This is a genomic window from Alkalilimnicola ehrlichii (assembly GCF_003399765.1).
In the GTDB taxonomy this organism is placed as follows: domain Bacteria; phylum Pseudomonadota; class Gammaproteobacteria; order Nitrococcales; family AK92; genus AK92.
On sequence record NZ_NFZV01000005.1, the window covers coordinates 46,317 to 70,278 of the forward strand.

The 23,962-nt window shown below is 51.6% G+C and carries 16 protein-coding genes and 5 pseudogenes; 19 read left to right on the top strand and 2 right to left on the bottom strand.

Translation table 11 applies throughout. The annotated features are described in order from the left end of the window. The first annotated feature begins 20 nt into the window (after positions 1 to 20). Positions 21 to 1,306, top strand: a pseudogene (tviB, locus tag CAI21_RS06360) (Vi polysaccharide biosynthesis UDP-N-acetylglucosamine C-6 dehydrogenase TviB). 25 nt (positions 1,307 to 1,331) lie between these two features. Here the strand turns inward: tviB and CAI21_RS06365 are convergent. Then, on the bottom strand, positions 1,332 to 1,637 hold the full coding sequence (locus tag CAI21_RS06365; protein ID WP_116301521.1) for a hypothetical protein: 306 nt from the start codon (positions 1,635 to 1,637) through the stop codon (positions 1,332 to 1,334). Then, complete coding sequence (locus CAI21_RS06370) at positions 1,606 to 2,493, bottom strand: porin (RefSeq protein WP_116301522.1); 888 nt, start codon at positions 2,491 to 2,493, stop codon at positions 1,606 to 1,608. The genes CAI21_RS06365 and CAI21_RS06370 overlap by 32 nt, the downstream gene beginning before the upstream one ends. 221 nt (positions 2,494 to 2,714) lie before the next feature. Here CAI21_RS06370 and CAI21_RS06375 point away from each other — a divergent pair. From CAI21_RS06375 to CAI21_RS06475, 18 genes and pseudogenes are all read left to right on the top strand, one after another. Beyond that, a pseudogene (locus CAI21_RS06375) lies at positions 2,715 to 3,741 on the top strand (NAD-dependent epimerase). Between the two features lie 99 nt (positions 3,742 to 3,840). Next, positions 3,841 to 4,731, top strand: a complete 891-nt coding sequence (locus tag CAI21_RS06380) for a hypothetical protein (RefSeq protein WP_116301523.1) — start codon at positions 3,841 to 3,843, stop codon at positions 4,729 to 4,731. 244 nt (positions 4,732 to 4,975) lie between these two features. Next, positions 4,976 to 5,866, top strand: coding sequence for a Wzz/FepE/Etk N-terminal domain-containing protein (locus CAI21_RS06385; RefSeq protein WP_181919289.1), 891 nt, complete (start codon positions 4,976 to 4,978; stop codon positions 5,864 to 5,866). Between the two features lie 641 nt (positions 5,867 to 6,507). Further along, a complete protein-coding gene (locus tag CAI21_RS06390) occupies positions 6,508 to 7,224 on the top strand; it encodes a lipopolysaccharide biosynthesis protein (RefSeq protein WP_220347781.1) in 717 nt (238 codons plus the stop codon). Further along, positions 7,188 to 7,886, top strand: coding sequence for an MATE family efflux transporter (locus CAI21_RS06395; RefSeq protein ID WP_116301526.1), 699 nt, complete (start codon positions 7,188 to 7,190; stop codon positions 7,884 to 7,886). The genes CAI21_RS06390 and CAI21_RS06395 overlap by 37 nt, the downstream gene beginning before the upstream one ends. A 97-nt stretch (positions 7,887 to 7,983) precedes the next feature. Then, complete coding sequence (locus CAI21_RS06400) at positions 7,984 to 8,853, top strand: hypothetical protein (RefSeq protein ID WP_116301527.1); 870 nt, start codon at positions 7,984 to 7,986, stop codon at positions 8,851 to 8,853. Between the two features lie 678 nt (positions 8,854 to 9,531). After that, complete coding sequence (locus CAI21_RS06410) at positions 9,532 to 10,398, top strand: sulfotransferase domain-containing protein (protein ID WP_116301529.1); 867 nt, start codon at positions 9,532 to 9,534, stop codon at positions 10,396 to 10,398. Positions 10,399 to 10,804: 406 nt separating this feature from the next. Continuing rightward, positions 10,805 to 11,746 (top strand): glycosyltransferase, encoded by a 942-nt coding sequence (locus CAI21_RS06415; protein WP_116347673.1) that lies wholly within the window; start codon positions 10,805 to 10,807, stop codon positions 11,744 to 11,746. Then, positions 11,746 to 12,912, top strand: a complete 1,167-nt coding sequence (locus CAI21_RS06420) for a glycosyltransferase family 4 protein (protein ID WP_116301531.1) — start codon at positions 11,746 to 11,748, stop codon at positions 12,910 to 12,912. The genes CAI21_RS06415 and CAI21_RS06420 overlap by 1 nt, the downstream gene beginning before the upstream one ends. Then, positions 12,912 to 13,538 carry a GNAT family N-acetyltransferase gene (locus tag CAI21_RS06425; RefSeq protein WP_116301532.1) on the top strand — a complete coding sequence of 209 codons (627 nt, stop codon included), beginning with the start codon at positions 12,912 to 12,914 and terminating at the stop codon, positions 13,536 to 13,538. Before CAI21_RS06420 ends, CAI21_RS06425 begins: the two co-directional genes overlap by 1 nt. Before the next feature lie 409 nt (positions 13,539 to 13,947). Next, positions 13,948 to 14,501, top strand: a pseudogene (locus tag CAI21_RS06430) (sugar transferase). A gap of 268 nt (positions 14,502 to 14,769) precedes the next feature. Further along, a pseudogene (locus CAI21_RS06435) lies at positions 14,770 to 15,947 on the top strand (DegT/DnrJ/EryC1/StrS family aminotransferase). 434 nt (positions 15,948 to 16,381) lie between these two features. Continuing rightward, positions 16,382 to 18,174, top strand: a pseudogene (locus tag CAI21_RS06440) (ABC transporter ATP-binding protein). Positions 18,175 to 18,321: 147 nt separating this feature from the next. Then, the gene (locus tag CAI21_RS06445) at positions 18,322 to 19,737 is read left to right on the top strand and encodes a Coenzyme F420 hydrogenase/dehydrogenase, beta subunit C-terminal domain (RefSeq protein ID WP_147305043.1); all 1,416 of its coding nucleotides are present in this window, start codon (positions 18,322 to 18,324) and stop codon (positions 19,735 to 19,737) included. Then, positions 19,734 to 20,897 (top strand): polysaccharide pyruvyl transferase family protein, encoded by a 1,164-nt coding sequence (locus tag CAI21_RS06450; protein ID WP_116301534.1) that lies wholly within the window; start codon positions 19,734 to 19,736, stop codon positions 20,895 to 20,897. The genes CAI21_RS06445 and CAI21_RS06450 overlap by 4 nt, the downstream gene beginning before the upstream one ends. Before the next feature lie 543 nt (positions 20,898 to 21,440). Continuing rightward, complete coding sequence (locus CAI21_RS06465) at positions 21,441 to 22,049, top strand: EpsG family protein (RefSeq protein WP_181919292.1); 609 nt, start codon at positions 21,441 to 21,443, stop codon at positions 22,047 to 22,049. Between the two features lie 51 nt (positions 22,050 to 22,100). Further along, entirely contained in the window at positions 22,101 to 22,985 is an 885-nt protein-coding gene (locus CAI21_RS06470; RefSeq protein ID WP_116301537.1) for a glycosyltransferase family 2 protein, read from the top strand. A 68-nt stretch (positions 22,986 to 23,053) separates the two neighbouring features. After that, entirely contained in the window at positions 23,054 to 23,959 is a 906-nt protein-coding gene (locus CAI21_RS06475) for a glycosyltransferase family 2 protein (protein WP_258868024.1), read from the top strand. Positions 23,960 to 23,962: the final 3 nt, after the last annotated feature.

Genomic DNA, 23,962 nt, shown 5'->3' on the forward strand with positions numbered 1-23,962 from the left:
CAGACAGGGACGGTCTGCAGATGAGCGTGACATTCGATCTGGATCGAGCACGGATTGCGGTTGTGGGGTTGGGTTACGTCGGCCTGCCGCTTGCCGTGGAGTTTGGTAAGCAATTCGATACGCTGGGTTTTGATGTCAAGCGCGAACGCGTCGAGCAGCTTAGCGCCGGGCGGGATCGTACACTGGAAGTCGATGCCGAGGAGCTGGCACAGGCTAAGCGTTTACGCTATAGCGCCGATCCGGAGTCGCTGACCGGCTGCAATATTTTCGTTGTAACCGTTCCGACGCCGATCGACGCTCACAAGCGGCCGGATCTCACGCCTTTGCAGTCCGCTAGTCAAACCATCGGCTCAGCTTTAAACAAAGGCGATATCGTCGTCTACGAGTCGACGGTCTATCCCGGCTGTACGGAAGAAGTCTGCGTGCCGATATTAGAACGAACGTCCGGATTGCGTTTTAACGAGGACTTCTTCGTCGGTTACTCGCCGGAACGGATTAACCCCGGCGATAAGGAACACCGTGTTACAACGATCCGTAAAGTGACTGCCGGTTCCACCCCCGAGGCGGCCGAAATCATCGATAGCCTCTATAGGCGCGTGATTAAGGCCGGTACGCACAAAGCAAGCAGCATAAAAGTAGCCGAAGCGGCGAAAGTTATCGAAAACACCCAACGCGATGTGAACATTGCGCTAGTGAACGAGCTCTCGCTTATCTTCAACAAGATCGGAATCGACACCGACGAGGTGCTGGCGGCCGCTGGCAGCAAGTGGAATTTCCTGCCGTTTCGGCCCGGCTTGGTCGGCGGGCACTGTATCGGCGTCGATCCGTATTACCTTACCCATAAGGCGCAGGAGATAGGCTATCACCCGGAAATGATCCTGGCCGGCGTCGCATTAACGACCGTATGGGAGGTTATGTCGCCGGCCGGGTGGCTAAGCTGATGACCCAAAAGCGCATTCATGTGGTAGGTGCCAAGGTGCTGATGTTGGGGCTCGCTTTCAAAGAAAACTGTCCGGACCTGCGCAATACCCGTGTGGTCGACACCATACGAGAGCTGCATAGTTATCATGCCGACGTTGACGTTTACGACCCGTGGGTCGATCCGGCCGAGGCGAAGCAGGAATACGACCTGGAGCCTATTCCCCGCTTGGAAGCGGGGCGCTACGATGCCGTTATCATCGCCGTTGGCCACCGCCAGTTCCAGGAAATGGGAGGCGCGCAGATTCGAGCCTTGCTGAAACCGAACGGCGTGCTTTTCGACATCAAGAGTGTCCTACCGGCCGCCGACGTCGATGGCCGCCTGTAGGGGCGGCAGCGGGCGTTGCTGTTGATTAGAAGTAATAGCCGATATTGACGTTAAACAGGTGATTCCATTCGCCTGCCGTTTCGCTGCTAAGGCCGATACCGTCGCCGCCGGCGAACCACATGTTTTTCCCCGATATCCAGTCGATATAGGTTAGGGTTGGTCCTGCCGCGACCGAGCAGCCAACAACATTTTGTATCGATTCGGAGGCGTTGGAGACGCGCGGGTCGATATGAGTGAAGTTGTTATAACAGCTAACTTTGTTGATCGGCCCCCAGGAAACGACCTGGGTGCGGGCGATGTTAGCGATATAGACATCGGCCTCGGCGGCCATCAAAACGGCCAGCCGAAGGACGCTTTTGGACGAAGTCGTCGCTCACATCGGCGGGGTTTTCCGGTGAGTATGCGTAGCGGGTCGCCTGTAGCTGAAGATTCCACGGACCATACTCTCCATCAAGGTGAACCGCAGCAGCCCAGCGATCGCCGGTGCGCGCGGTTGCGTGATTGTAAATTTGCCCGTATTGACCGCTTACCCCTAGTTCGGTCGCGCTTTGGTCGGTTGGAGCTAGGGTGCGGGCTATGCGCAGGTTGAAAGTGTTGATTTCGGTGTTGTATTGCCCTGTCCAGTCCGTTTCGTCAGTCGGTACCTCGTCGGCAGCGAGGTTCACCGAGTAAGTTTCTGTGCGGGTGCTGCTGGCGTACTCAGCGTTCTTGAAAAAAGCGTAAGTGAACAACCAATCGCCTGAGAGCTGCTCAAATTTAATGCCGGTATCGTAATTGTCCTCGTAACCGAGGTAATGTGCGCCGCTAAACCAGAACGAATGAGAGGCAAAAGGCAGCAGCCCAAACGGAACTTGAGTGATTCCGAGCTCCATGTTCAGCGTGTCGGAAAAGGCATAGCCTATCCATGCGTGATGAATAGTTTGAAAATCCCTATATTGACGCCACTCAGCGCTAAGCTCGATGTTATCGAGCGTGCCGGCGACGTTTAGCCGGAAGAGCTCGATGTCGAAGTCGCCCCCGCGATCTTTCTGAGCGTCATCCGAAGTGTCCAGGTGATAGTTAAGACGAACGGCGCCGCCGACCGTTATTCCGTTCTCCTCGCTCATTGCGGGGCTGACGACACCGCAGGCCAGTGCGATACAGCTTCCCCACAGACAAAATCTTTCTCCGTAGGTTCTTGTATTCATGGATAACCTGGCTGTTGTTTAGCGTTTTGTTGATCTTTTTTAGCGCTTGGAAGTCGGACGGTTACGCCCTATGGTGTACATGTAGATGCGAAGTTCGGTTATCAAGCGTATGGGGCATCGTCCCCGGACATTCCTGTTATTACGATAAGTACGCCTGCCGGGACCGCGTCAGGCCTGTTAAACTGCACTTTCGCAAACGATTCCAAGGGAAGTAAAACGGTATGAAGGTACTCGTAACCGGTGCCGCCGGTTTTATTGGTTCGCACGTTGCGCAAAAATTGCTCGACCGGGGCGACGAGGTGATAGGCGTCGATAACCTGAACGACTATTACGACGTTAATCTCAAACTTGCCCGCTTGCAGCGGTTGGAAGCCCGTGAAGGCTTCGTCTTCCGCAAGCTTGACGTGGCGGACCGCGAAGGCATGGAGGCCATGTTTGCGCAAGACAAGCCGCAACGTATTGTGCATCTGGCCGCGCAAGCCGGCGTGCGTTATTCGATCCAGAACCCGCACGCCTATGTCGACGCAAACCTAGTCGGTTTTATGAACATATTGGAGGGATGTCGGCATCATGAGGTCGAGCACCTCGTTTATGCCTCGACCAGCTCCGTTTACGGCGCTAACACCAATATGCCGTTCTCGGTGCACGACAACGTCGATCATCCCGTTTCATTGTACGCGGCGACAAAAAAGCTAACGAGCTGATGGCGCATACTTATGCCCATCTGTACCGGATTCCTACCACGGGCTTGCGTTTCTTTACGGTATACGGGCCGTGGGGTCGGCCGGATATGGCTTTGTTCCTGTTCACGCAAAAATCCTCAAGGGCGAGCCGATCGATGTTTTCAACTACGGCAAGCACCGGCGTGATTTCACCTATATCGACGACATTGTCGAGGGTGTGATTCGGACGCTCGATAAGATCGCCTCGCCGAACGAGGCCTGGTCCGGCGATGCGCCTGATCCGGGCTCGAGTGCAGCGCCGTATCGGCTCTACAACATCGGTAATAGTCAACCTGTAGAGTTGATGCACTATATCGAGGTGCTGGAAGACTGCCTGGGCCGGAAGGCGCAGAAGAATCTCTTACCCATGCAGCCCGGCGATGTCCCCGATACTTATGCCGATGTCGAAGACCTCAAAAACGATGTCGGTTATCGGCCGGCCACGCCGGTGGAAGAGGGTGTGCGGCGCTTTGTCGAATGGTACAGGGAATACGATCCCGAGTTATTCCGGCGACTGGCGAGTTAAGCGCTAATGCTATAACGGCAAGAGGCCTTTATCGTTGCGGGTGAAGGCCTTCTCCCGGCGCCGCCTGCGAATCGATCGAGTCATCAAGGATGATGCGCGATGGATAAGGACACTGCTTCCGATTTAAAAGTGCAGCGCCGGTCGTTAGCGTTGCCTCGCGTAGTAAAACGGCAGTTAACTTTTTTTGTTGCGGTGTGGCTGCTTACGACGGCGACGATCGCGGCATACGTATTATTAAGGCCTCCGGTTTACGAATACCGCTCCGGTATGGAGCTTGCTTATATCTACCGCGGGGAGCAGTCGCTTAACGAGCGGTTCCGATTAGTGGAATCGCCGGAGGCAGCGCGGGCGGTGCTAAACGATCTCATTATTCCCGCCGCGCGCCGCGAGGCCTTCGTTGCGGAAGGCTTTGCTCCGGAAGTCGGTGTCGAGTTTCTAGACGCGCATGACGAGCTTGCACTCGTTTCGGTTGCGCCAGCTCATCGTCGAGCTGAAGTCGAACGCTTGCATCGGTATATCGCAGACGCCTTAGTCGAGCAGCACCAACCTAAATTCGAGCGGGAGTTGGCTTTAGCGGTTCAGCCGCTTTCAGTTATGCAAACGGTGCTTGAGCAGGAGTTTGCTGCCGATAGAAACCGCTTCGAGCGCTTGCAGTACAGCGCCGACGCGGAAGCGAACGGGCTGTTGGCGTTGATTGATGCGAGGCGTATGGCTGAGGTCCGTCGCGACCTTACAGCTAAGCAGGCCGAGTTATTTCGTCTTCGTTCTATGCGCGAGAGCGTCGAGCAGGCTAGCCGGTCCACGTCCTACACTTTTCTGGCAAGTCGTTCTGAGCAAGCTGTGGGAGCGCACCCTGCCATATCGCTTTCGCTCGGGTTTGTGATAGGGCTGTTAGCCGCGGTATTTGGCGCGTATGGCCGAGAGTTTGTCGCTTATACCTTATTTTACCGACGATTGAAGCGTAGTCGTGCGTGGTCTCCCGGCCCGTAACATAGGCGGAGTTCTGCTTCTATAGTTCTGAGTCGCCTGGCCGCTAAATGGGTCAGGTTTTTTAGAAATTGCTCCCGCATACTTATATTCTTGTACCCGGCTTCACGCCCGCCTGGGGAAATAGCTTATTTTGGTATGCAAGCCGATGCCTTGCCGGTGTGTTTCGCCGGCAGAGCACGGCAATATAGGCAATGTACGAATTGAGGTAGAGAGAATGACGGAGCCTTCGTCTTCGGGAGACTTGATGCGCCAGCCGCAAACTGAGCGGGACGCAGAGCTGTATTACCGCGATGATGAAATCAGCCTTTATGATTTATTTAACGTGCTTGTCGACCGCTGGTGGGTGATCGCGGCCGTCTTCCTCGCTACTGTGCTGCTAGGAGGCGCCGTTGCTTTCTCGAGTACTCCTAGCTATGAATTTCGTTCGGGCGTGGATATTGGATATATCTATCGTGGCGAAGTTGCCACCGGCGATCGTTATCGTCTTATAGAGTCTCCCGATGCGTCACGCGCCCGACTGGCCGAGGTTGTCGTTCCTGAAGTCCGGCGCATGCTTGCCGCAACGAACGAAGCCATACCCCGTGTGAATGTCGAGGTGCGGGAAAGTGACGCTGGGCTTGTGTTGATTTCGAGTGCTCCGGCAAGCCAAGTGGGGCTGGTGGAGGAGTTACACACCCAGGTTGTCGATGCCCTAGCCGAACGGCACCAGCCTTTGTTCGAGCGTGAGCTTGCTTTGGTCGTGCGGCAGCTTGAAGTGCGTGCCGCGGCGCTTGACGAAGAACTGACTAGCTTACGCGAGCAAGCCGAGTTGCTAAGCGAGCGCGATCATGCAGCGGGGGCCGAGCGAGGAATCGTGGCCTTGATCGATGCCCAGCGGACATCGGATCTGCGCCGTGACATTGCCACGGTTCGTTCCCAGTTGGCACCGGTGAAAGCCTCCATTCAAGGGGCTGAGACCGTTAGCCAGTCGACCCAACTCAGTTTCCTGGTCAGTCAATCCGAGCAGCCGGTTAGCGGCGGGAAAGCGCTTGTTCTGGCCCTTTCCATCGTTTTAGGGCTAATGGGTGGCGTTTTTGCAGCGCTGTTCTGGGAGTTTGTTGCGAATGCAAGGCGTGCACGCAAAGAGTCCCTATAGGCAGTTGAAAGCTTCGCTGCGAGCCTAATGGCTCGCAGCGGATATTAAGTCTCGTCAATCGTTTACTATTTGCCATCCATTTGATTAGTCCGTTCGGGCTAATGCTGCGTATTTCCACATCTATATACTCATTTCCAGCGAGTCTCTTAGCGTGTAGTACCTAAGGAGGGGTTATTGAGTATCAAGATTCCTTCCGGGCGCGCAGCACTCCTCACCTAAATGCTTAACAGGCCATATGTTCTCGCGAGTCATGGGGTATATCCCTAGGGCGGTAGCGTGTCTAACACAGGGTTTTCATCCATTCTTGGACCTTGGCCCCTTTTGGAGGCTGCTGAATAGATTTCATCCCGTTTCTACTGACTTCATAGAAATCTCTAAGAAAGCGACCTTGGAAAGCCTTTAGGCATAAAGTCAGCCCAGTTACGCAAGTTTCCCAAAGAGCCGGAGGCTTAAGGTAAAGAGTGGTTGGCTAAGGCTTATGGGTAAGAGTGCCAAGATTTATAGTGGGAATGTCACTATCACAGTGATTTATTGAGCATGGGTTGTGCTCTCAGAGAGCAATGGCACTCATGCTGGGTTTTTTCCAAAATAAGCATTGATCAGGTTGTCTACTCAAGTAGATGCTGATTGAAGGTGACTTTTTGAGTGAACTAACAGAGCAAACCTTACTTCGTAAACTTCAACGTCTGGCAAAGGGCGACAGTTTAAGAGCTCGGCTACTAAGAGGCGGAGCGGGAAGTTTGATTGTCAAGTCACTGAATGCAGTAATCGCTTTTCTGTTAGCCATCACGTTAGCCAGGACATTAGGCGCCGAGGGGTTCGGTGTTTACTCTTTTATTCTTACCCTAATCACATTATTAGCCATTCCTGCGCAAGTGGGTGTTCCCCAAGTTGTCATCAGGGAGACTGCGAAGGCGCAGTCTGCCCAGCATTGGGGGCGGTTGAGAGGATTGTGGAAGTGGGCAAATCGCTATGTCCTTATGTTCTCTTTAGTATTAATGGCGTGCGCCATAGCTTTGCTATTTCTGCGTCCTTCATGGCTATACGAAGATAGGTGGAACGCACTGTTTGCAGGGATGCTGCTGATACCAGTAATCGCACTGGCGAACGTTCGAGCGGGGGCTTTACGAGGATTACGCCATATTGTTATAGGGCTACTGCCTGAGAAAATTATCAAGCCAGCCCTTACTCTTGTGCTAATTCTTCTTGTCAGCATATTCAGCTACTCTCATTTCCCCATTGAGCCTTGGTTTGCATTAGTATTGCATATGGGGGCTGCGTCGCTAGCTTTTATGTTCGGCGCATACATGCTTAGGAAAATATGCCTCCTTCTGCTCGTCAGGTGGCGGCTGATTTGAGTGCGAGGCGCGACTGGCGGCGAGCTGCCGCGCCGCTAGCCATGGTGGCCGGGTTTCAACTAATAAACAGCCACCTAGATATATTGATGGTAGGTTATTTTCGTACCGACGAAGAGGTGGGGCTGTATAAGGTAGCGGTCCAGTTCGCCTTGCTAGTTATATTTGGTCTTCGAGCTATCGAGCAGGTAATTCAGCCGTATTATTCGGCCGCGTACTCAAGGGGGGACGCTGCGCAGTTACAAAAGATTGCGACCGCTAGCGCTCGAGCCATGTTTTTCTTAGGAGTCGTGCCGACTTTGGTTCTTCTGGTGTTTGGTTCGGAAATCCTGGGGGTCTTCTTCGGTAATGAATATAAGGCAGCCTACATGGCGCTATCAATCCTCGTTATAGGTCAGCTAGTTAATGCTGCCTTTGGCTCTGTTGTACAACTCCTAAACATGACAGGAAATGAAAAGGCAACATTGCGAGGCGTTTTCGTTGCTGCAATTTGTAATATTGTTTTGAATATATTGCTCGTTCCCTCATATGGAATGGAAGGTGCTGCCTTTGCTACCGCGATGACGCTATTTTTGTGGAATTTCGCCTTATACATATCGGTTAGAAAGAAGCTTGATATTGAGCCAAGCATTATTGGTTCGCGGTTGAGTAGGAAGCAATGCTAAGCATTAGGTTGATGGTGATATGCAGGGTGGTGCGCACTTGGGGGTTCGATGCTACTAGCGCGACAGGCTAGAGTAGGGTGTTATCCGGGAGATAAATGTGTCGTCGCTATTTAACCGAGACCCTCAGTCACCATTTGTCGCACTAGCGCCAGGGGAGCGGATTCTTGCCCTTGGCTTTTTAATAGTAACCGCTTTCTTGGCAAGTTTTGTAGCTCTTACGAGCGAAACTCCTGGAAGTGTTGTTGCCGTTACCGCTTTTGTTGCATACCTCGCTGCGTTATCGCTCCCTTTTGTTATTCGTGACTTCAAACCTAGCGTTTTTCACCCTTTGGTTTTCTACGTGTTGTGGATGGGGTTTCGTGGGGTGTTGGAAGGTGACGCCGTGCTGGCTGCCACCGGTCTAGAGTTCCATCGTGCACTGCCTGGGCTCACAGTGCGTGAACTTAATCATCTTGTAGCGTTGTCATTTGCTCTGGAAGCCATCGCTTTGGTTGCCTTGTATGTTGGTTACGCTTTTGCGCCATGGCTGCGCATTCCTCAGTGGCGCGCGCCTGAGCCAACAGGAGCAGTATGGAGGTGTGCGTTATGGGTCGGAGTCGCAGCCATTGGGTTGCTGATGCTAATCCGAATTGGCGGGGGAATTGATCAAGTATTAATGCAGAGAGGTTTGGCTTCTGATCAACGCATAAGCGCTCAAGTAGGTGGACAGTGGAACTTCCTCGCCGGGATCGGGGTGGTGGCAACCTTGGTGTGGTTGGCGTGCCAACCTGCGGCCGTTAAAAAACCAGCCTTTTGGATTCTGTTGCTTGCAGCTTTAAGTATCCGCTTCGCGGCAACCGGATCGCGAGGCGGAATCGTAACGCCCATGCTGATGATAGGGACTGTTTGGGTTCTGCAGCATCGGAGAATTCCTTATAGGGCTGTTTTTGCAGGGGTTTTTGTGCTCTCCTGCTTATCGGTTTCTTAGGCGAGTTTAGAGCAACAAGTCAGCAAGTCAGTGCTCTAGATGATGTGCAGTTGGAGGGCGGCCTAAAGGATTGGGCTGTTCGGGCAATCGAAGAGTTGGAGCGACATGCTGGAGCCAATAATGGTCAGCTAGCGATACTGGGGCGTGTTCCCCATGACGTTCCTTACTTGTATGGCGAGTCCTATCTCTCAATCCCCTTTGTATTCGTTCCTAGTGCCGTCTGGGGAGCTAAACCAGAAGCAGGCGGTAAGCTCAATGCTATCAGAATCTATGATCAACCTTTGACGGCTATTCCTCCCGGGGCGGTGGGAGAGGCATATTGGAATTTCTCGTATCCAGGTATTGTGCTGGTTTTCTTGGTATATGGTGTGTTTCTGAAGTGGGTGGCATGTGCCTACCATGCAAACGCTGGCCACTCCCTTATAATGGTTATATTTGTATACTCACTTTTTTATTTGCAGCCGACCACCCCATCCATTTACGGGTTTTTCATGCAATAGTTCCTGCCGTGTTCATTTGGTGGACGCTTGTGGCGCGTTTTAGATTTCGGTATACCGCCAGTAAAGCGGATTCTTCCCCTTTAGGTGTTCCCAGAGCGGGGAACATCGTTACTCAACACACGCGGAATCATATTTAGTAGTGTTGCCTTGACACTGATTTTGGAGCGCAGAAGTATTCATGACGGTAAAAAGCCCCAACTTTTTTATCATCGGTGCGCCCAAATGTGGTACGACGTCCTTGGCGCGTTGGTTATCAGAACATCCGGAAACCTATCTATCGCCGACGAAAGAGCCGCATTACTACAGTACCGATTTGTCTAATAGGCGAATTAAATCGGAATCATCGTACTTAAGCTTGTTCTCCGGTGTGGGATCGGCGCATAAGGCTATTGGCGAAGCGTCGACTTGGTACCTTTATTCAAAAGAAGCGGTAGCAAACATTGAGCGTCAGCATTCGGGTACGCGTTATATCGTGATGACTCGCGATCCAATAGAGATGGCGCACTCCCTTTACCACCATAACTATCGAGTGTTGCATGAGGATCAGCCGACGTTTGAGCGTGCTTGGAAACTGCAAGGCGAAAGAGAAAAAGGGAAAATGATTCCAGCCCCTTGCACTGAGCCTGAGTTTCTACAGTACCGCCAAGCCTGCGCTTTGGGATCGATGCTGGAAAGGCTATTAGAACAGGTTGACGTTGAGCGAGTATTGCATATCCCGCTTGAGGCGATGCGCGTTAATGCAAAAGTTGAGTATCAACGCGTTCTTGCTTTCTTGGAGTTGAGCGATGATGGGCGAGCCTCATTCCCGGTGGCAAATGAGGCCAGAGGGAGCAGAAGTCGCCTACTCCAACGGCTTCTAAGGGTTGGCGGGAGAACGCGTGCCGCCTTAGGGCTCAGGAAAGGTTTTGGCCTAGCAAAGTTAAATGAGCGGGCCAAACCGAAAGAACCGCTTTCCGGTGAGTTTTTAAAGGAGTTGGAGTTCGAGTTCCAGAAGGAAAGGGCCCTCTTGCAGGAGCTGTCCAGTCGGTTGCGGAGTGCGTTTTGAAAGTGGCGCTTGTTAAGCTCGCGTTTGGCGGGTTTCCTCAACCTCTCGATTGAATTGGTGCCTCATGATTCCTCCAGTGTGTTGTATTAAACGTAAAACAGTTTTTGCATCACATACGAAAAAAATAGGTTTTCATGGATAGAAAGAAAAAGACAAGAATCCTCCTATACATGCCTTTGCCAGGAGGGATGACCGGAGCTCCGCGTCGTGTGCTAGCCCTATGTGAGGTTCTCCGTGAGCAGGGGTTAGAGCCGATCCTGGCAGCGCCCCCAGAGTCTCAGATGTTGGCGGAGGCTCGGTCAAAAGGGTTGGCTATAGCCAAGTTAGACTGCTTCAAAATCCTCAAAACTCGGAGGCGTGGACTTCTTGGCTCTGGCTTTTTTTTTCGTATAAAAGTGATATTTTTTTGCTGCTGCAAAACGCCCGTGTTGCACTAGCCGCTCAACGCGAGCGCGCTGATTTAATCTGGATCAGAAGCTCTAAAGGTATCGCATTCGGAGCTCTTGGTGGGCGCTTGGCGGGCCGTCGCCTTATTTGGGATGTTGATTTTGAGCCTGAGTCAAAAGGGATTGTTCGAATCCTTCATCGGTTGGGGCTGCGTTTGTCAAGCAAGGTGATCTATCAGTATCAGGCGGCTGCCGAGGAAATTTTTGGGAAATCGACAGTTGTCAAAACGCAGAGCAAGCATATTTCTATTGTGCCCGGTATCGACTCATCGCGTATCTTGAGTGAGTCAGGTGTTTCGCGCCCAGAGGAAGAGTCCCAAGACGCTAAGCAAGCCTTTCAGGTTCTATTGATTGGCACGGTGTGCGACCGTAAAAATCAACGATTGGCCATTGAAATACTGAGTGTTCTTAAGAACGAGTATGGCCAGAAGAATGTAAAGCTCCTGTGTGCAGGGGGAGTGGCCGATGAGGTTTACCTTCGAGATATAAAAGCCTATATCGAGGAGGCTCGCCTCCAGAGCGATGTCGAATTCCTGGGTTGGAGAGACGACATCGTCGCATTAATGCGATCAGCCGACCTGCTTATACTGCCTTCGCAGAACGAGGGTGTCCCAAACTGCGTTCAAGAAGCGATGTTGCTGAGCCTTCCTGTCATGGTTAGCTCAGTGGGAGGATTGCCGCAGGTCGTTACAAATGATGTGACGGGGTGGGTTATCGATTCTTGGTGTCCTCGCGTTTGGGCCAATAAACTTAATACGGTCATACAGGATTCACGCTTACGGAACGAGGTTACACGGCGCGCCAACCTTCACGCATTAGAGAACTTTAGTACGGATACTTGGGGTAAGCGTTACGCACATGCTGTTGAGGCGGTTAATAATGGTTGCGAGGGTGCTAAGTGATGCGTATCGCTGTGATAGGGACCGTGTCTTCTTCGATGGTTGGTTTTCGTGGGCCGCTTTTAAAGAGGCTCGTTGGTTTAGGGCATGAGGTTTATGCGTTTGCCATAGACTACGACGAAGCGGCCGCAGAACGGGTGCGTGACTTGGGGGCGGTGCCGGTAAGCTATGCCTTAAATAGAACGGGTGTAAACCCTATAGCGGACCTCAAGAGCACCTACGAGCTTTCGAGAAAGCTAAAATCGTTCAGTATAGACTTTGTTTTTACCTACTTTGTAAAGCCGGTGGTATTTGGTTCGTTCGCTGCGCGAATGGCCGGAGTCGGTACATGTTACGGGATGTTACCTGGACTTGGATATTCGTTCGAGAAAGGAAAAGAATCGACGACTAAGCAAAAGCTCGTAAGTGCCGTAGTGCAAGGGTTACTGAGGCGGGCCTCGTCCTTAAATGAAAAAATAGTGGTTTACAACCTCGAAGATGAGCTAGAGCTCGTTGAGAGAAATATTGTTTCCAAGGGAAAAATTGAACGAGTTAACGGAACAGGAATCGATACAACAGAATACAGTTTCTCTCCGTGCCCTACACAACCCGTAACATTCGCGTTAGCCGCAAGGTTGATTGCAGCGAAAGGAGTTCGCGATTACGTGAGTGCAGCTCGTGCTCTTAAGGAGGCTAACGTAGATTGTCGCTTTATTCTTCTCGGTGGATGCGATGACACTCCTGATGGAATTCCAGAGTCAGAAGTGCGGTCTTGGGTGGATGAGGGGCTTGTTGAGTGGCCAGGGAAAGTAAAAGACGTCAGGCCGTGGCTTGAACAAACGAGTGTTTATGTCTTGCCGTCGTGTTATAGGGAAGGGGTGCCGCGTAGTAGTCAAGAAGCAATGGCTATGGGTAGGGCAATTATCACTACAGATAACCCGGGGTGTCGTGAGACTGTTGAGGATGGTAAAACGGGTTTTCTAGTGCCGCCTCATGACGTTGATACGCTTGCGGACAAAATGCGGTACTTCATCGAACATCCAGAGAAGATTGCAAGTATGGGCTTGGCAAGCAGGAAGCTTGCTGAGAAGAAATTTGATGTTCATCGTATTAACGCGGAGCTTATTGAGATTCTTTCCCTTGAGAGTACAGCGCTTAGTGGTCAAGAAAGCGAGGTATTCAAGAGCTGATGGATTACCTAATCTACCGATTGAAGCACACATTCCCCAAGGTGTTTCGCTTTCTCGAGAAGATTGCAGGCTATTATACTGGTTTACGTTATCGTCGAGCTGTTGAACGAGCCACAAAGGCCGGGAGAGTCGAAGGTTTCATCAATGGGAAAGCGGCGGTAGTAAGGCCGCTTGTAGTCGGGGATGCAAGGGCTCTTTATGACTTCTTAGGGGCGCAGTCAGAGTCGCGCTTGAAGTTCTTTCGTCCGCATGATTTTTCGCTTGAGGGATTGGCGGTGGTGCTGGCATCCCCCGCATATCTCAATTATGGTCTCTTTATTGGTGATAACTTGGAAGGCTATGCACTTTTAAAGCTGTCGCCAACCGGTTCTGCTTATCGCGGGCGCTTGGTTAATGAGGCACTGTCCGGAAGCGGGGTCGGGAAGCTTTTGAGTCAATATCTCCATTGGCAGGCGGGGATCCTCGGAGTCAAGGCCAGGGCAACTATATCCCGGCACAATACGGCTTCGCTGGCTTCGTTAGAGGCGAAGGGCGGGTTTAAGGTTATAAAGGAGCTGCCTAATGATTACCTACTTATCGAGTTTCCTCCGGTATCTGTCGATCCACCTAAAATAGTTCTTCATTGATGCTTTGCGACGGTGATTTGGTCGCGGCAGGTAGAAACCTAAAGCACGCCTTCCAAAGGATAGCCGTTAATTTTGGTTTTTGCTTACGGATAATAAAGAGCTAAAGGGAATGGCCAAATATTTTAAGGTTCGGTGTTAACGTGCGCGCCGAAGATAGGTTTTATAGCTAGAGTAAAGGGTTATAGGGCTGGCGCCGGATGATCCCAGCTGAATGACGATGCCCCAAAAGTATAAAGCCCTTGATCAGCAATGACTCCTTTTGGTTATGCATAGCCAGTCGCATAACGCTTTATTTTATGTGCAACACTATCTTTACCCTCGGACATCTTCTATGCAGGTCACGCCTTATACCAACCCAGCAAAAGGGTTAAGCCTTACCCAGGCCTTCGTTAAACGCTGTTTCGACGTCATAGGGGCCGCCTCTGGTTTAGCGCTTACGTGGTGGATTATTGCGGTCGCTTGGGTTTTAGCATCTATCGATACCAGGTCCAACGGCTTTTTCACCCAAGAGAGAGTCGGAAAAGACGGAAAGCTATTCAAGGTCGTCAAGATTCGTACGATGCGGCCGGCTAGGGAGGTGAGTACCACGGTCACAACAACCTACGACCCTCGGATTACTCCCTTGGGGCGTTTTTTCGGCGCACTAAAATCGACGAGCTGCCGCAGTTGATTAACGTCTTGCTCGGACATATGAGCTTTGTCGGCCCGCGTCCCGATGTGGCGGGATTTGCTGACCTGCTACAGGGAGAGGACAGGATAGTCCTCTCTGTGCGACCAGGGATTACAGGCCCTGCAACCTTAAAGTATCGCAACGAAGAAGAACTGCTGGCCGAGGTGGATGACCCCGAAGCCTATAACAAAGACATTATCTTTCCGGACAAGGTGCGTCTAAATAGGCTGTATGTCGAACAATGGTCTTTTTGGCGTGACATTGACTATGTCTGGAAGACGGTCTTCAAATAGCCTGCGCGACGCATGCTTTCCTTTTTCCGCTTTAACCCAATTATCTGAAAAGATGGCGATTACATCGCCGAGTTTCCTCTTTTTGTAACCAAAAACCCATACCATTCCTTTCGCAGGCCTCAGCCGTTGCCGCGCCTTGCACTTAAGTACTATGAGAAGCCGCAGCCGCAGTACTATACTTAAGCAAGGTTGATGTGGTGTGAGGCGGTACTCCTTCCGTCAATGCCAATGCTGCGAAATGGACTGACAGTTGTCATCGGAGGACGATATGTCGAGCTGGCCCCGATTTGAACAAGACGAAATAGCGGCCGTACAGCAGGTGCTGGAGTCTGGCCAAGTTAACTACTGGAACGGCGAGCAGGGGCGCGCATTCGAGCGTGAGTTTGCCGAATACCATGGTGCTCCTTATGGTGTCGCCGTCAGTAACGGAACCCTGGCTTTAGAATTGGCACTACGTGCTCTAGGGGTCGGCCCGGGGGATGACGTGATTGTAACCCCACGCACCTTTCTTGCTTCCGCCTCGTGCATCGTCATGTGTGGGGCGCGCCCAGTGTTCGCCGATGTCGATCCGGAATCCGGCAATATAACGCCCGATACTGTTCGCGCTGTGCTTACGCGCAACACGCGGGCTGTCATTCCCGTGCACATCGCAGGTTGGCCCTGCGATATGGATGGGTTCCGAGCCTTGGCGGACGAGCACGATCTATTCCTCATCGAGGACTGCGCACAAGCTCACGGTGCTACCTGGAAGGGCCGTACTGTCGGCAGTTTCGGCGATGCCGCGGCGTTTTCCTTCTGTACGGACAAAATCATGTCCAGCGGCGGCGAAGGCGGAATGGTGTTGTTCCGCGACGAAAATGCCTGGCGCCGTGCGTGGAGCTTTAAAGATCATGGAAAAGCTGGGATGCCGTCTACAACCGTGAGCATCCCCCTGGATTCCGCTGGTTGCACGAGTCCTTCGGTACAAATTGGCGTTTGCCGGAAGTGCAAGCCGCCATTGGGCGGACTCAACTCAAGAAGTTGCCGCAGTGGTTAGAACAGCGCCGTGCCAATGCCGAGGTGCTTCACCAACGTCTATCGGCGATCCGGGGCCTGCGTGTACCGGAGCCGCCATCGGAGGCGGGGCATGTTTACTACAAGTTTTACGCTTATCTGCGCCCTGACACACTCCAGTATGGGTGGGATCAGGACGCCGTTGTCGACGCCATTAACAGCCTAGGTGTGCGTTGCTTCCACGGCGGCTGCAGCGAGATTTACCGCGAGAAAGCGTTTATCGGGACTGGGTACGCCCCAAGGCAGCGCTTGCCTGTGGCGCGCGAGCTCGGCGAAACCAGCCTGATGTTCCAGGTCGACCACACGCTTGTGGAAGACGATATGCATCGCTTGGCCGATGCCGTTGAGAGAGTTATGTCCGAGGCCGCTGCGCTGAACGTCATGGCCGGCTAAGCCGTCGACGTCGGATAAGGTCGTCTATCCTATTGGGTGGCTTGAAGAATCAAGCCGCCCTTTGTTTATTGCCTACCCCCAGGCTTCGTTTACTTCGACAGCCCCCGCCCTCATCTCTCTATTTGCTAATTTGCTTTGTTTCCAGGCATCGCGTGTAATGTCGCCCGCGAGCGCCGTTCCTGCTGTTTTGGTGCTGCAACCGATTTGTGACTAAGTCGTTTGAGGCCATGTTGGACTCCGCGTAACCTTCCAGGCGGCGATTGACGCTATCGATAAGAAAGAAGAGCGCCGTCGCCTACCTGATGCATAGGCCTTCAAGGACGTTGAACTTAAGTTTTAAACGGTTGCATCCGCATGCTTGGGGAGGGCGCCCTAGGGCGGTAGCGTGCCGCACCTTCTAGTTCACGGTTTTTGAGTGGGATAACCAGCGATTTATGGGAACGTATAAGAAGGCTTTGGCCTTACTATCGCCGAAGGAACGCCGTCGAGGCGTGCTCGTCATGGTTATGGTTATCATCATGGCTGTGCTCGAAACTGCTGGCATCGCCTCCGTCATGCCTTTTCTCGCTGTGCTAGGCGACCCAGCTGTTGTGGAAGAAAACCCTGTGCTGTCCGGCGCCTATGAGCGCTTAGGTTTCGAGTCCGTTGATAGTTTCTTGTTTGGGCTTGGCGTCTTAGTGTTCGGCTTAGTGCTTTTTGCTGCGGCGTTTCGAATTGTCACCCAGTACGTGATGAACCGCTTTATCGAGATGCGTCGCCACAGCATCGGCCAGCGCTTGCTAGAAACCTACCTCCGCCAGCCGTACGCTTTCTTTCTCAATCGGCATAGCGGCGATATGGCAAAAAGTATCCTCTCGGAAGTCGACCAGCTTATTTTGAATGTTTACCGGCCCGGTATACAGGCTATCGCTAATGTTGTGGTCGCAATGGCTATCATTGCTCTACTAGTTGTTTTTGACCCATTGCTAGCCCTGGTTGTAGGGGTTGTTGTTGGTGGCTTGTATTCCCTCATTTTTTTGCGGTGCGGGGAATCCTCGGCCGCGTTGGTCGCGACCGTGCTGCCGCCAACCGTGAACGTTTCACCGCCGCCAGCGAAGCCCTGGGCGGAATCAAAGACATCAAACTTTTGGGGCGAGAATACGCTTACTTGTCGCGTTTCCGTCCCTCTTCGGCCCGCTTTGCCCGCCACCAAGCGACCAACCAAACATTGTCGGAAGTGCCTAAATACCTCATCGAGGCGGTAGGGGTAGGGGGCGTGCTTGCGCTCTCGCTGGTTCTATTGACGACCGGTGACGGCATTGCCGGAGTGCTTCCGGTGTTGGGTCTCTATGCCTTTGCCGGATATAAACTGCTGCCGGCTGCCCAGCGCATATACACCGGTATGGCAAAATTCCGCTTCGGTGCGTCGGCCGTCAACGACATCTACGATGATCTAGAGCAACGCACAGCCCTGGCCGAGATCAAGCGTCGCGCCCCCGCGCCCATGACGCCGACCGATGCAATCCGTCTCGAAGGCGTCACCTACACCTATCCCGGTGCGGACTCCCCGGCGTTAACGGGCATCAACCTAACTATCCCCATCGGTTCCTCAATCGGCCTTGTCGGCGGTACCGGAGCGGGCAAAACAACCCTGGTTGATCTCATTCTTGGCTTGCTGCGGCCTAATGCCGGAACCTTAAGAGTGGATGGTGAACCGGTGACGGATGCCAACCTGGCGGCATGGCAACAAATGCTAGGCTATGTGCCTCAAGATATCTTCCTCACCGACGCCAGCGTCGCGGAGAACATCGCTCTGGGCGTGCCAAAGGAAGAAATCGACCAAGAGAAAGTTGAGCGCTGCGCCGGAATGGCTCAGGTGCACGACTTCATCACTACCCAACTACCTGCCGGCTACGACACAGCCGTTGGCGAGCGCGGCGTACGCCTCTCCGGCGGCCAACGCCAGCGCATCGGGATTGCCCGCGCCCTTTATCACGATCCGAGCATCCTGGTGTTCGATGAAGCGACGAGCGCGTTGGATACGCTCACTGAAAAGGCCGTGATGAACGCCGTCGATGCTCTTAGTAAGCAGAAAACGGTTATTCTGATCGCCCATCGTCTGAGCACGGTTGAGGGCTGCGATAAGGTGGCGTTACTCGAAAATGGCCGAGTCAGCGCTGAGGGCGCAATCGATGACTTGCAGCAACGTAGTGACGTCTTTAATAGGATGGTGCGCTCAAGTCCATGAGGCTGTCCTTGGAGGTTCAAGCAAAAAGTTCGCTGACCAGTTTTCTAGACTAAGTGACACACAGCTGTCCCGTTGCGGACTGTGTGGCTCTGATAAGGAAAACAAAAGTCCAGAAAGTGAGGTTGAACAAACTTCACGCCGTTCTTCTTGAAAAAACATTTATTGCCAATTTTGTCCTGTAGGTCTTTTATGAGTCAAATATCAGAGCGAGTGCTTCCGGGTGGCTACTGCATAGGATGTGGAGCATGTAGTTATCTAGATGACGCGGCTTATAAGCTGGATTGGACCTCTGAAGGAACTTATCAGGCCACACTGCAAGCAGGCCAGCATAACCCATCGGAATTAGCCGATCAGGTGTGCCCGTTTACCAATAAAATAGAAAACGAAGATGAAATAGGTGAGCGCCTGTTTGGCGGCTTTGCGGAAAAAGCACGCCACGTTGGTTATTTCCGCGGGTGCTATGTAGGGCACGTGGAAGAAGAAGACCACCGTTCTCTTGGGAGCAGTGGAGGAGTTGGTAGGTGGCTGCTGGCTGAGCTCCTTAAGGTCGGAGCTGTTGACTATGTCATTCAGGTGGAGCCGCAAGACGGTAGCGATACCCTATTCTCCTACGCCTGTTTTAATGACCCAGCTCAAGTGCGTGCGGCAGCCAAGTCAGCATATTACCCGGTTACGCTGGCGGGCGCTCTAGAGAGGATAAGATCTGTGCCAGGGCGATATGCAATAACTGCAATTCCTTGCTTCGCAAAGACATTGAGAAACTTGGCGAAGGTGGATTCGGTAATTGATGAAAGGCTATCGCTTGTCATTGGAATAATTTGCGGGCATTTAAAGACGGCGAGCTTTGCGGAAGCATTGGCTTGGCAGCTGGGTGTAGAGCCCAACCGCCTTAAGGGTATTGATTTTCGGGGAAAGATTGAGGGAAAGAAAGCGAACGACAAGGGGGTAACAGCCTCGGATGGCACTCATTTGGCAGGGCCAATCTCATCAAAGCAGCTTTTTGGCGGCAACTGGGGATGGAACCTTTTCAAATATAAAGCTTGCGATTATTGTGACGATGTTTTGGCTGAAACTGCGGATGTCGCTATCGGCGATGCCTGGCTACCGGAGTATGTTAATGATCATCGCGGCAGTAGTGTCGTTGTGATTAGGGATCCAGGGGTACAAAGGATTGTAGAAAGAGCAAATGCTGCAGGCCGATTGGATCTAACGGAAGTCGCCCCAGAAGTGATTGTGAAATCCCAAATGGGTGGAATTAGGCATCGGACGGAAGGGTTGGCTTTGCGCCTAAGTGATGACATTGCCGTTGGAAAATGGGTGCCGACGAAGCGTGTTGAACCTGGCGTGAATTTAACTCGCCGCAGGAAGCGAATGTACAGAGCGCGAGTCGCGTTAAGAGATGTTTCCATCAAGGCATATCAGGAAGCAAAAGAGCGTCGTGACTTTGCACACCTTGAGCGTGCCGTTCAGCCCTATATCAAGCAGCTTGACGATCGACCAGTATGGCGGGTTGTGGGAGGGGCGCTCTATCGTTACTTTCTAAAGACGGTAAAGAAAGCATGATAATAGAAATTCGGAAAGCGGGTTTCGTAAACAAAGGCGCAGAGTTGATGCTCAGGGCTATTAAGGAGAAGGTTCTTCTTAAGTTTCCTGCTAGTAGAATTGTTGTAGCGCCTACTCCCAGTCATGGAACCCGCCCTTTCAATAAGATCGCAAAGGAAGGCTTCTACCTTAAAGCCTCATTATATCGTTATGGGTTTGATTGGGGGAGGGTTGCGAGTCTTGCTCCGAGAAAACTAAGAGAAATGTATGGAGTTGTTCTCGACAGAGAGGTGGATGTTGTTCTGGATGCTGCTGGCTTTTCGTATAGTGACCAATGGGGGATTGGTCATACCAAAGAGCTTGCTCATGCAGTGAAAAGGTGGCGCAAACAGGGCACCACAATAATATTGATGCCGCAGGCCTTTGGCCCTTATGAGGGCACCATTCACCGAAAACTAATAGCGAAAGTTGTCAAGGATGTCGATCTCGTAATGCCTAGAGACTCAGTTTCTCTAAGAAATCTTGAAGACGTCGTCGGCTCTACGTCCAACATATGTAGGTTTCCTGACTTTACCAACCTTCTGGTTGGCAGGAGACCTGATGATTTTGATCATTCAAAAATGCGCGTATGTATTGTTCCAAATTATCGAATGATCGATAAGTCATTACCTGACGTATCTAATCGTTACACGTCCTTTATGGTGTGGTGCGTTGCCTATTTGGTCAGTCGTGGGGAAAAGCCTTTTATTCTTGTTCACGAAGGTGATGCCGATTACCGGTTGGCGGAAGAGATATCGTACGAGGCCGGGGGAATTCCAATTGTACGAGAAACTGATCCTCTCGCGATCAAGGGAATACTTGGAAGTAGCTACGCGACGATCGGTAGTCGTTTTCACGGATTGGTTAGTGCCTTAAGTCAAGGCGTCCCTTCGCTAGGAACCGGGTGGAGCCATAAATACCTTGAATTGTTCAAGGATTACGGGTGGTCGGACGGCTTGATTAAGGTGGGAGACGAAGACGTAAAGTCGAAGCTAGACCAACTTATTGATCCACAAAGTAACCTGCGCATACGGAGAACGCTAGAGCACCACTCGGACCAATTAAAAGAGGCTACCGAGTTAATGTGGGAACGAGTGTTTGAAGTTATAGAGAATTCGAAGAAGAGCGAAACAGGTAGATAGCTTGTCTTGCGCGAGCACATTTGATCGGGGTTCAGCGTGGTGAGTCAGTCGGTGTTTTCCTTGTGTTTGAAAAGAGGCTGCTATAAGTGAGCCTTGGCATGTTGCCTTATCTAATATTTCCCTTACTTGCGGCCGGTGCGGTCGCTCGACCGCTTTCGCGTAACGCATCATATTTTTCCATCGCTGCTGTGGTTGCGATGTACGGGGTAGTGATGGCGATAAGGCAAGATGTCGGCGTTGATTGGCAAGAGTATGTCCGTTGGTTCCAGATTATGGAACAGCACCCTTTTACCCGGGAAAATGTCGAAAGGGGCTACTTTTACCTCAATGTTTACCTTAGACGAATGGGGGGCGAGGTCAGTGCCGTGTTTTTTTGGCTGCTGCGCTTACCCTGTTTAGTTCAGCGGTCTTGAGTCGAAGTTTATCGCCCTATCCAGGATTGGCGATTTTCGTACTATTCTGCTCCGGAGTTGTGTTCTGGCAGCTGAGTGCGGTGCGGCAAGGGTTTGCTATTTCTATAACTGCGCTGGCAGTCTGTGCTTTTTGCACCGGCGCTATCTGTTTGCCGTAGCGCTCGCGGTCATTGCACCACTTTTTCATTTTACCGCTGTCTTGTTTTGGCCTGCTTTTTTGTTTGCACGCTATATTCGGTGTGATCTTGTTCTCGCAGCAGGGGTTGTGGTTGCCTTTTTCTTGTACCTCAAGCCTTCTTACGTTGTGCAGTTGGTAGATTTGTTGTCTTTTTTAAAGGCCTATCTTCCTGGGTATGAGAGGTATTTCTCTCTGGTTCAGCGCGAGGCTGCGGGTGTAGGTGTGCGAGCGCTGTTTGAGTGTTTGATCGCTTTGGCGGGCCTCTTCCTTATCAACAGGCGCGAGGATATTGCGTTAAGTAATAAGGTAATAGTCTATCTTTTTGTGATCGGTGTTGTTCTTAGGTTTGCGCTGGTCAATTTCGCCGATGTTTCTAGGTTGGCGAATTATTTTATTGTTTTTCAGGGGGTTGTTGTGGCGCTCCTGGTTTCACGTTTGCGGACGCGTTTAGAGAGGCTGATTGCATATATTGCGGCTGTCTTCGTATATATGGCAATGCTGATTAAAATGCTTTTAGATGATCCTTATAGTGTTGTTCCTTATTCGTTTGTGGTTTTTTGAAAATTATCCCTTTTTTCTAAGGCGGCGATTGGCGGGGGGAGGTTAAGGAGTATGGCGAGAGTTTTTTTTAGTGTGATAATACCGACCCTCGATAATTGTGAAAGGCTCTTGAAGGTCCTTTCTGCGATCCGGCAGCAGACGCTGTCATTCGATAGGTATGAAGTAATTGTAGTCGATAATGGCTCGAAAGACGGAACTAAAGAAGCTGTGCTGGCATTCTCTTGGGTCAAGTTTTTAGAGCAGATCGATAAGCGGCGGAGCCCTTATTCTTGTCGAAATTTAGGGGCTAAGGTAGCTAAGGGCGATATTTTGGTCTTTTTGGACTCCAACTGTGTTCCGTCGCGTGAATGGCTTGAGAATGCTGATCGGTTGACTGGGCACGGTGAGCGGCTGTACGCGACAGGTGGGTACGTCGTAGAGAGAAGCAAAAGAGATTGTATTTATCAGCTTTATGACAGTCTTTTTAATGTTGACGCTGAGCGGGCCTCTAGAAAGGGGTGGGCGCCTGGAGGGAACTTGTTTATCGATAAGGGGCTGTTCTGGGCGTCCGGTGGTTTTGGTGAGGGGGTCCGCTCTGGAGAAGACCTGAGGCTAACGAAAAAGGTGTCTGTTGAGTTCCAGCCGATCAGGTATTTCCAACGATGCATAGTTGAGTACCCAGCTAAAGGAAAAGACGCTCTCTTGCGGAAGCAGCGTCGGGTTGCTAAAGGGCAAGTAGGCATTTGGCGCCTGCAAAATCGGGTGGTTAGATCCTTAATCCGCTGCTTTTCAGCGGCTATTGTGCCAAATTTTTTTGAAGTGGCCGATGCTATTAGGAGGAGAGGAGCGCCAGGTGATTGGCGTTTTTTCGGTAAGTTGGTTTTCTTGAGGCAACGTATTAGGTTGATGATGGTATGGGTCAATGTTGTTGAGCTTCTAAAAAGGGAGAGCAAATAACGGTCCTTGCTTATACGCTTTTCTATATCGAACTGTACGCTTTGTATGTTGCTTCTTTTGGAGGGGGTGTGGATAGAAGGGTCTCGGTAATCGTCCCGACACGTAATCGGGTGCAAGCATTGGGGCGTGCTGTGAGGTCTATTTTAGCGCAGACGCATGCTCCTTATGAGCTAATAGTGGTAAATGATGGCAACGAAAATGCAGAGTTTTTCCAACAGATACGCCTTATTGATTTAGATTGCCAAAAGGCTGGCGTTCGATTTGTGCACGTTGGAGCGTTATCTGAGGCGCGAGGTGGAGGCCAGGCGAGGAATGCTGGGATTGAGGCTGCCCGCGGTGAGTACGTTGCGTTCCTTGATGATGATGATGCTTGGTTGCCTGAGAAATTGGAGAAGCAGCTCGATGTCGTTACAGAGGCATCCGTTTCTGGGGTTGCATGTGGGGCTTGGTTTGGGCGCTGGAGTGACGATGAGTTTTTGGTTCTAAAAAGAACAAAAAGAAAGCTGCCGAATGGTTGTCAACGTCGTGCTATATTACGTGGTAACTTTTTGGGAACTACGTCAGGTTTTCTTGTTTTAAGGCAAGCATTGCTTGATGTGGGCGGGTTTGATTTTAGATTGCCTTGTCTTCAAGATTATGACGTCTACATTCGCTTAATTCTTGGGGGGAGGCAGGTTGGTTTTATATCGGAGCCTTTGATTCTTTATCGTGTGGGTGGCGGCGATCAGATTAGTAAGCAGTATAATAGGCATGTTGCAAGCACAAAGATGTTGATAGATAAGTACCGTGGAAGAGAATTCGGTTTGACAGGCGCGGAGCTTAATGAGCTTTCCGCAACGTTTTATAACCTCGCTGCTAAGGCGGCAAGTGGGGTTGATCGCAAGGCTGCTTTGAAGGCGGCGGCTCAGAGTGCATGTCTTCGCCCTTTGCAAGTTGAGGCTCCGGCTCGAGCTTTGTTCGCGCTTTTCAGGTGATTA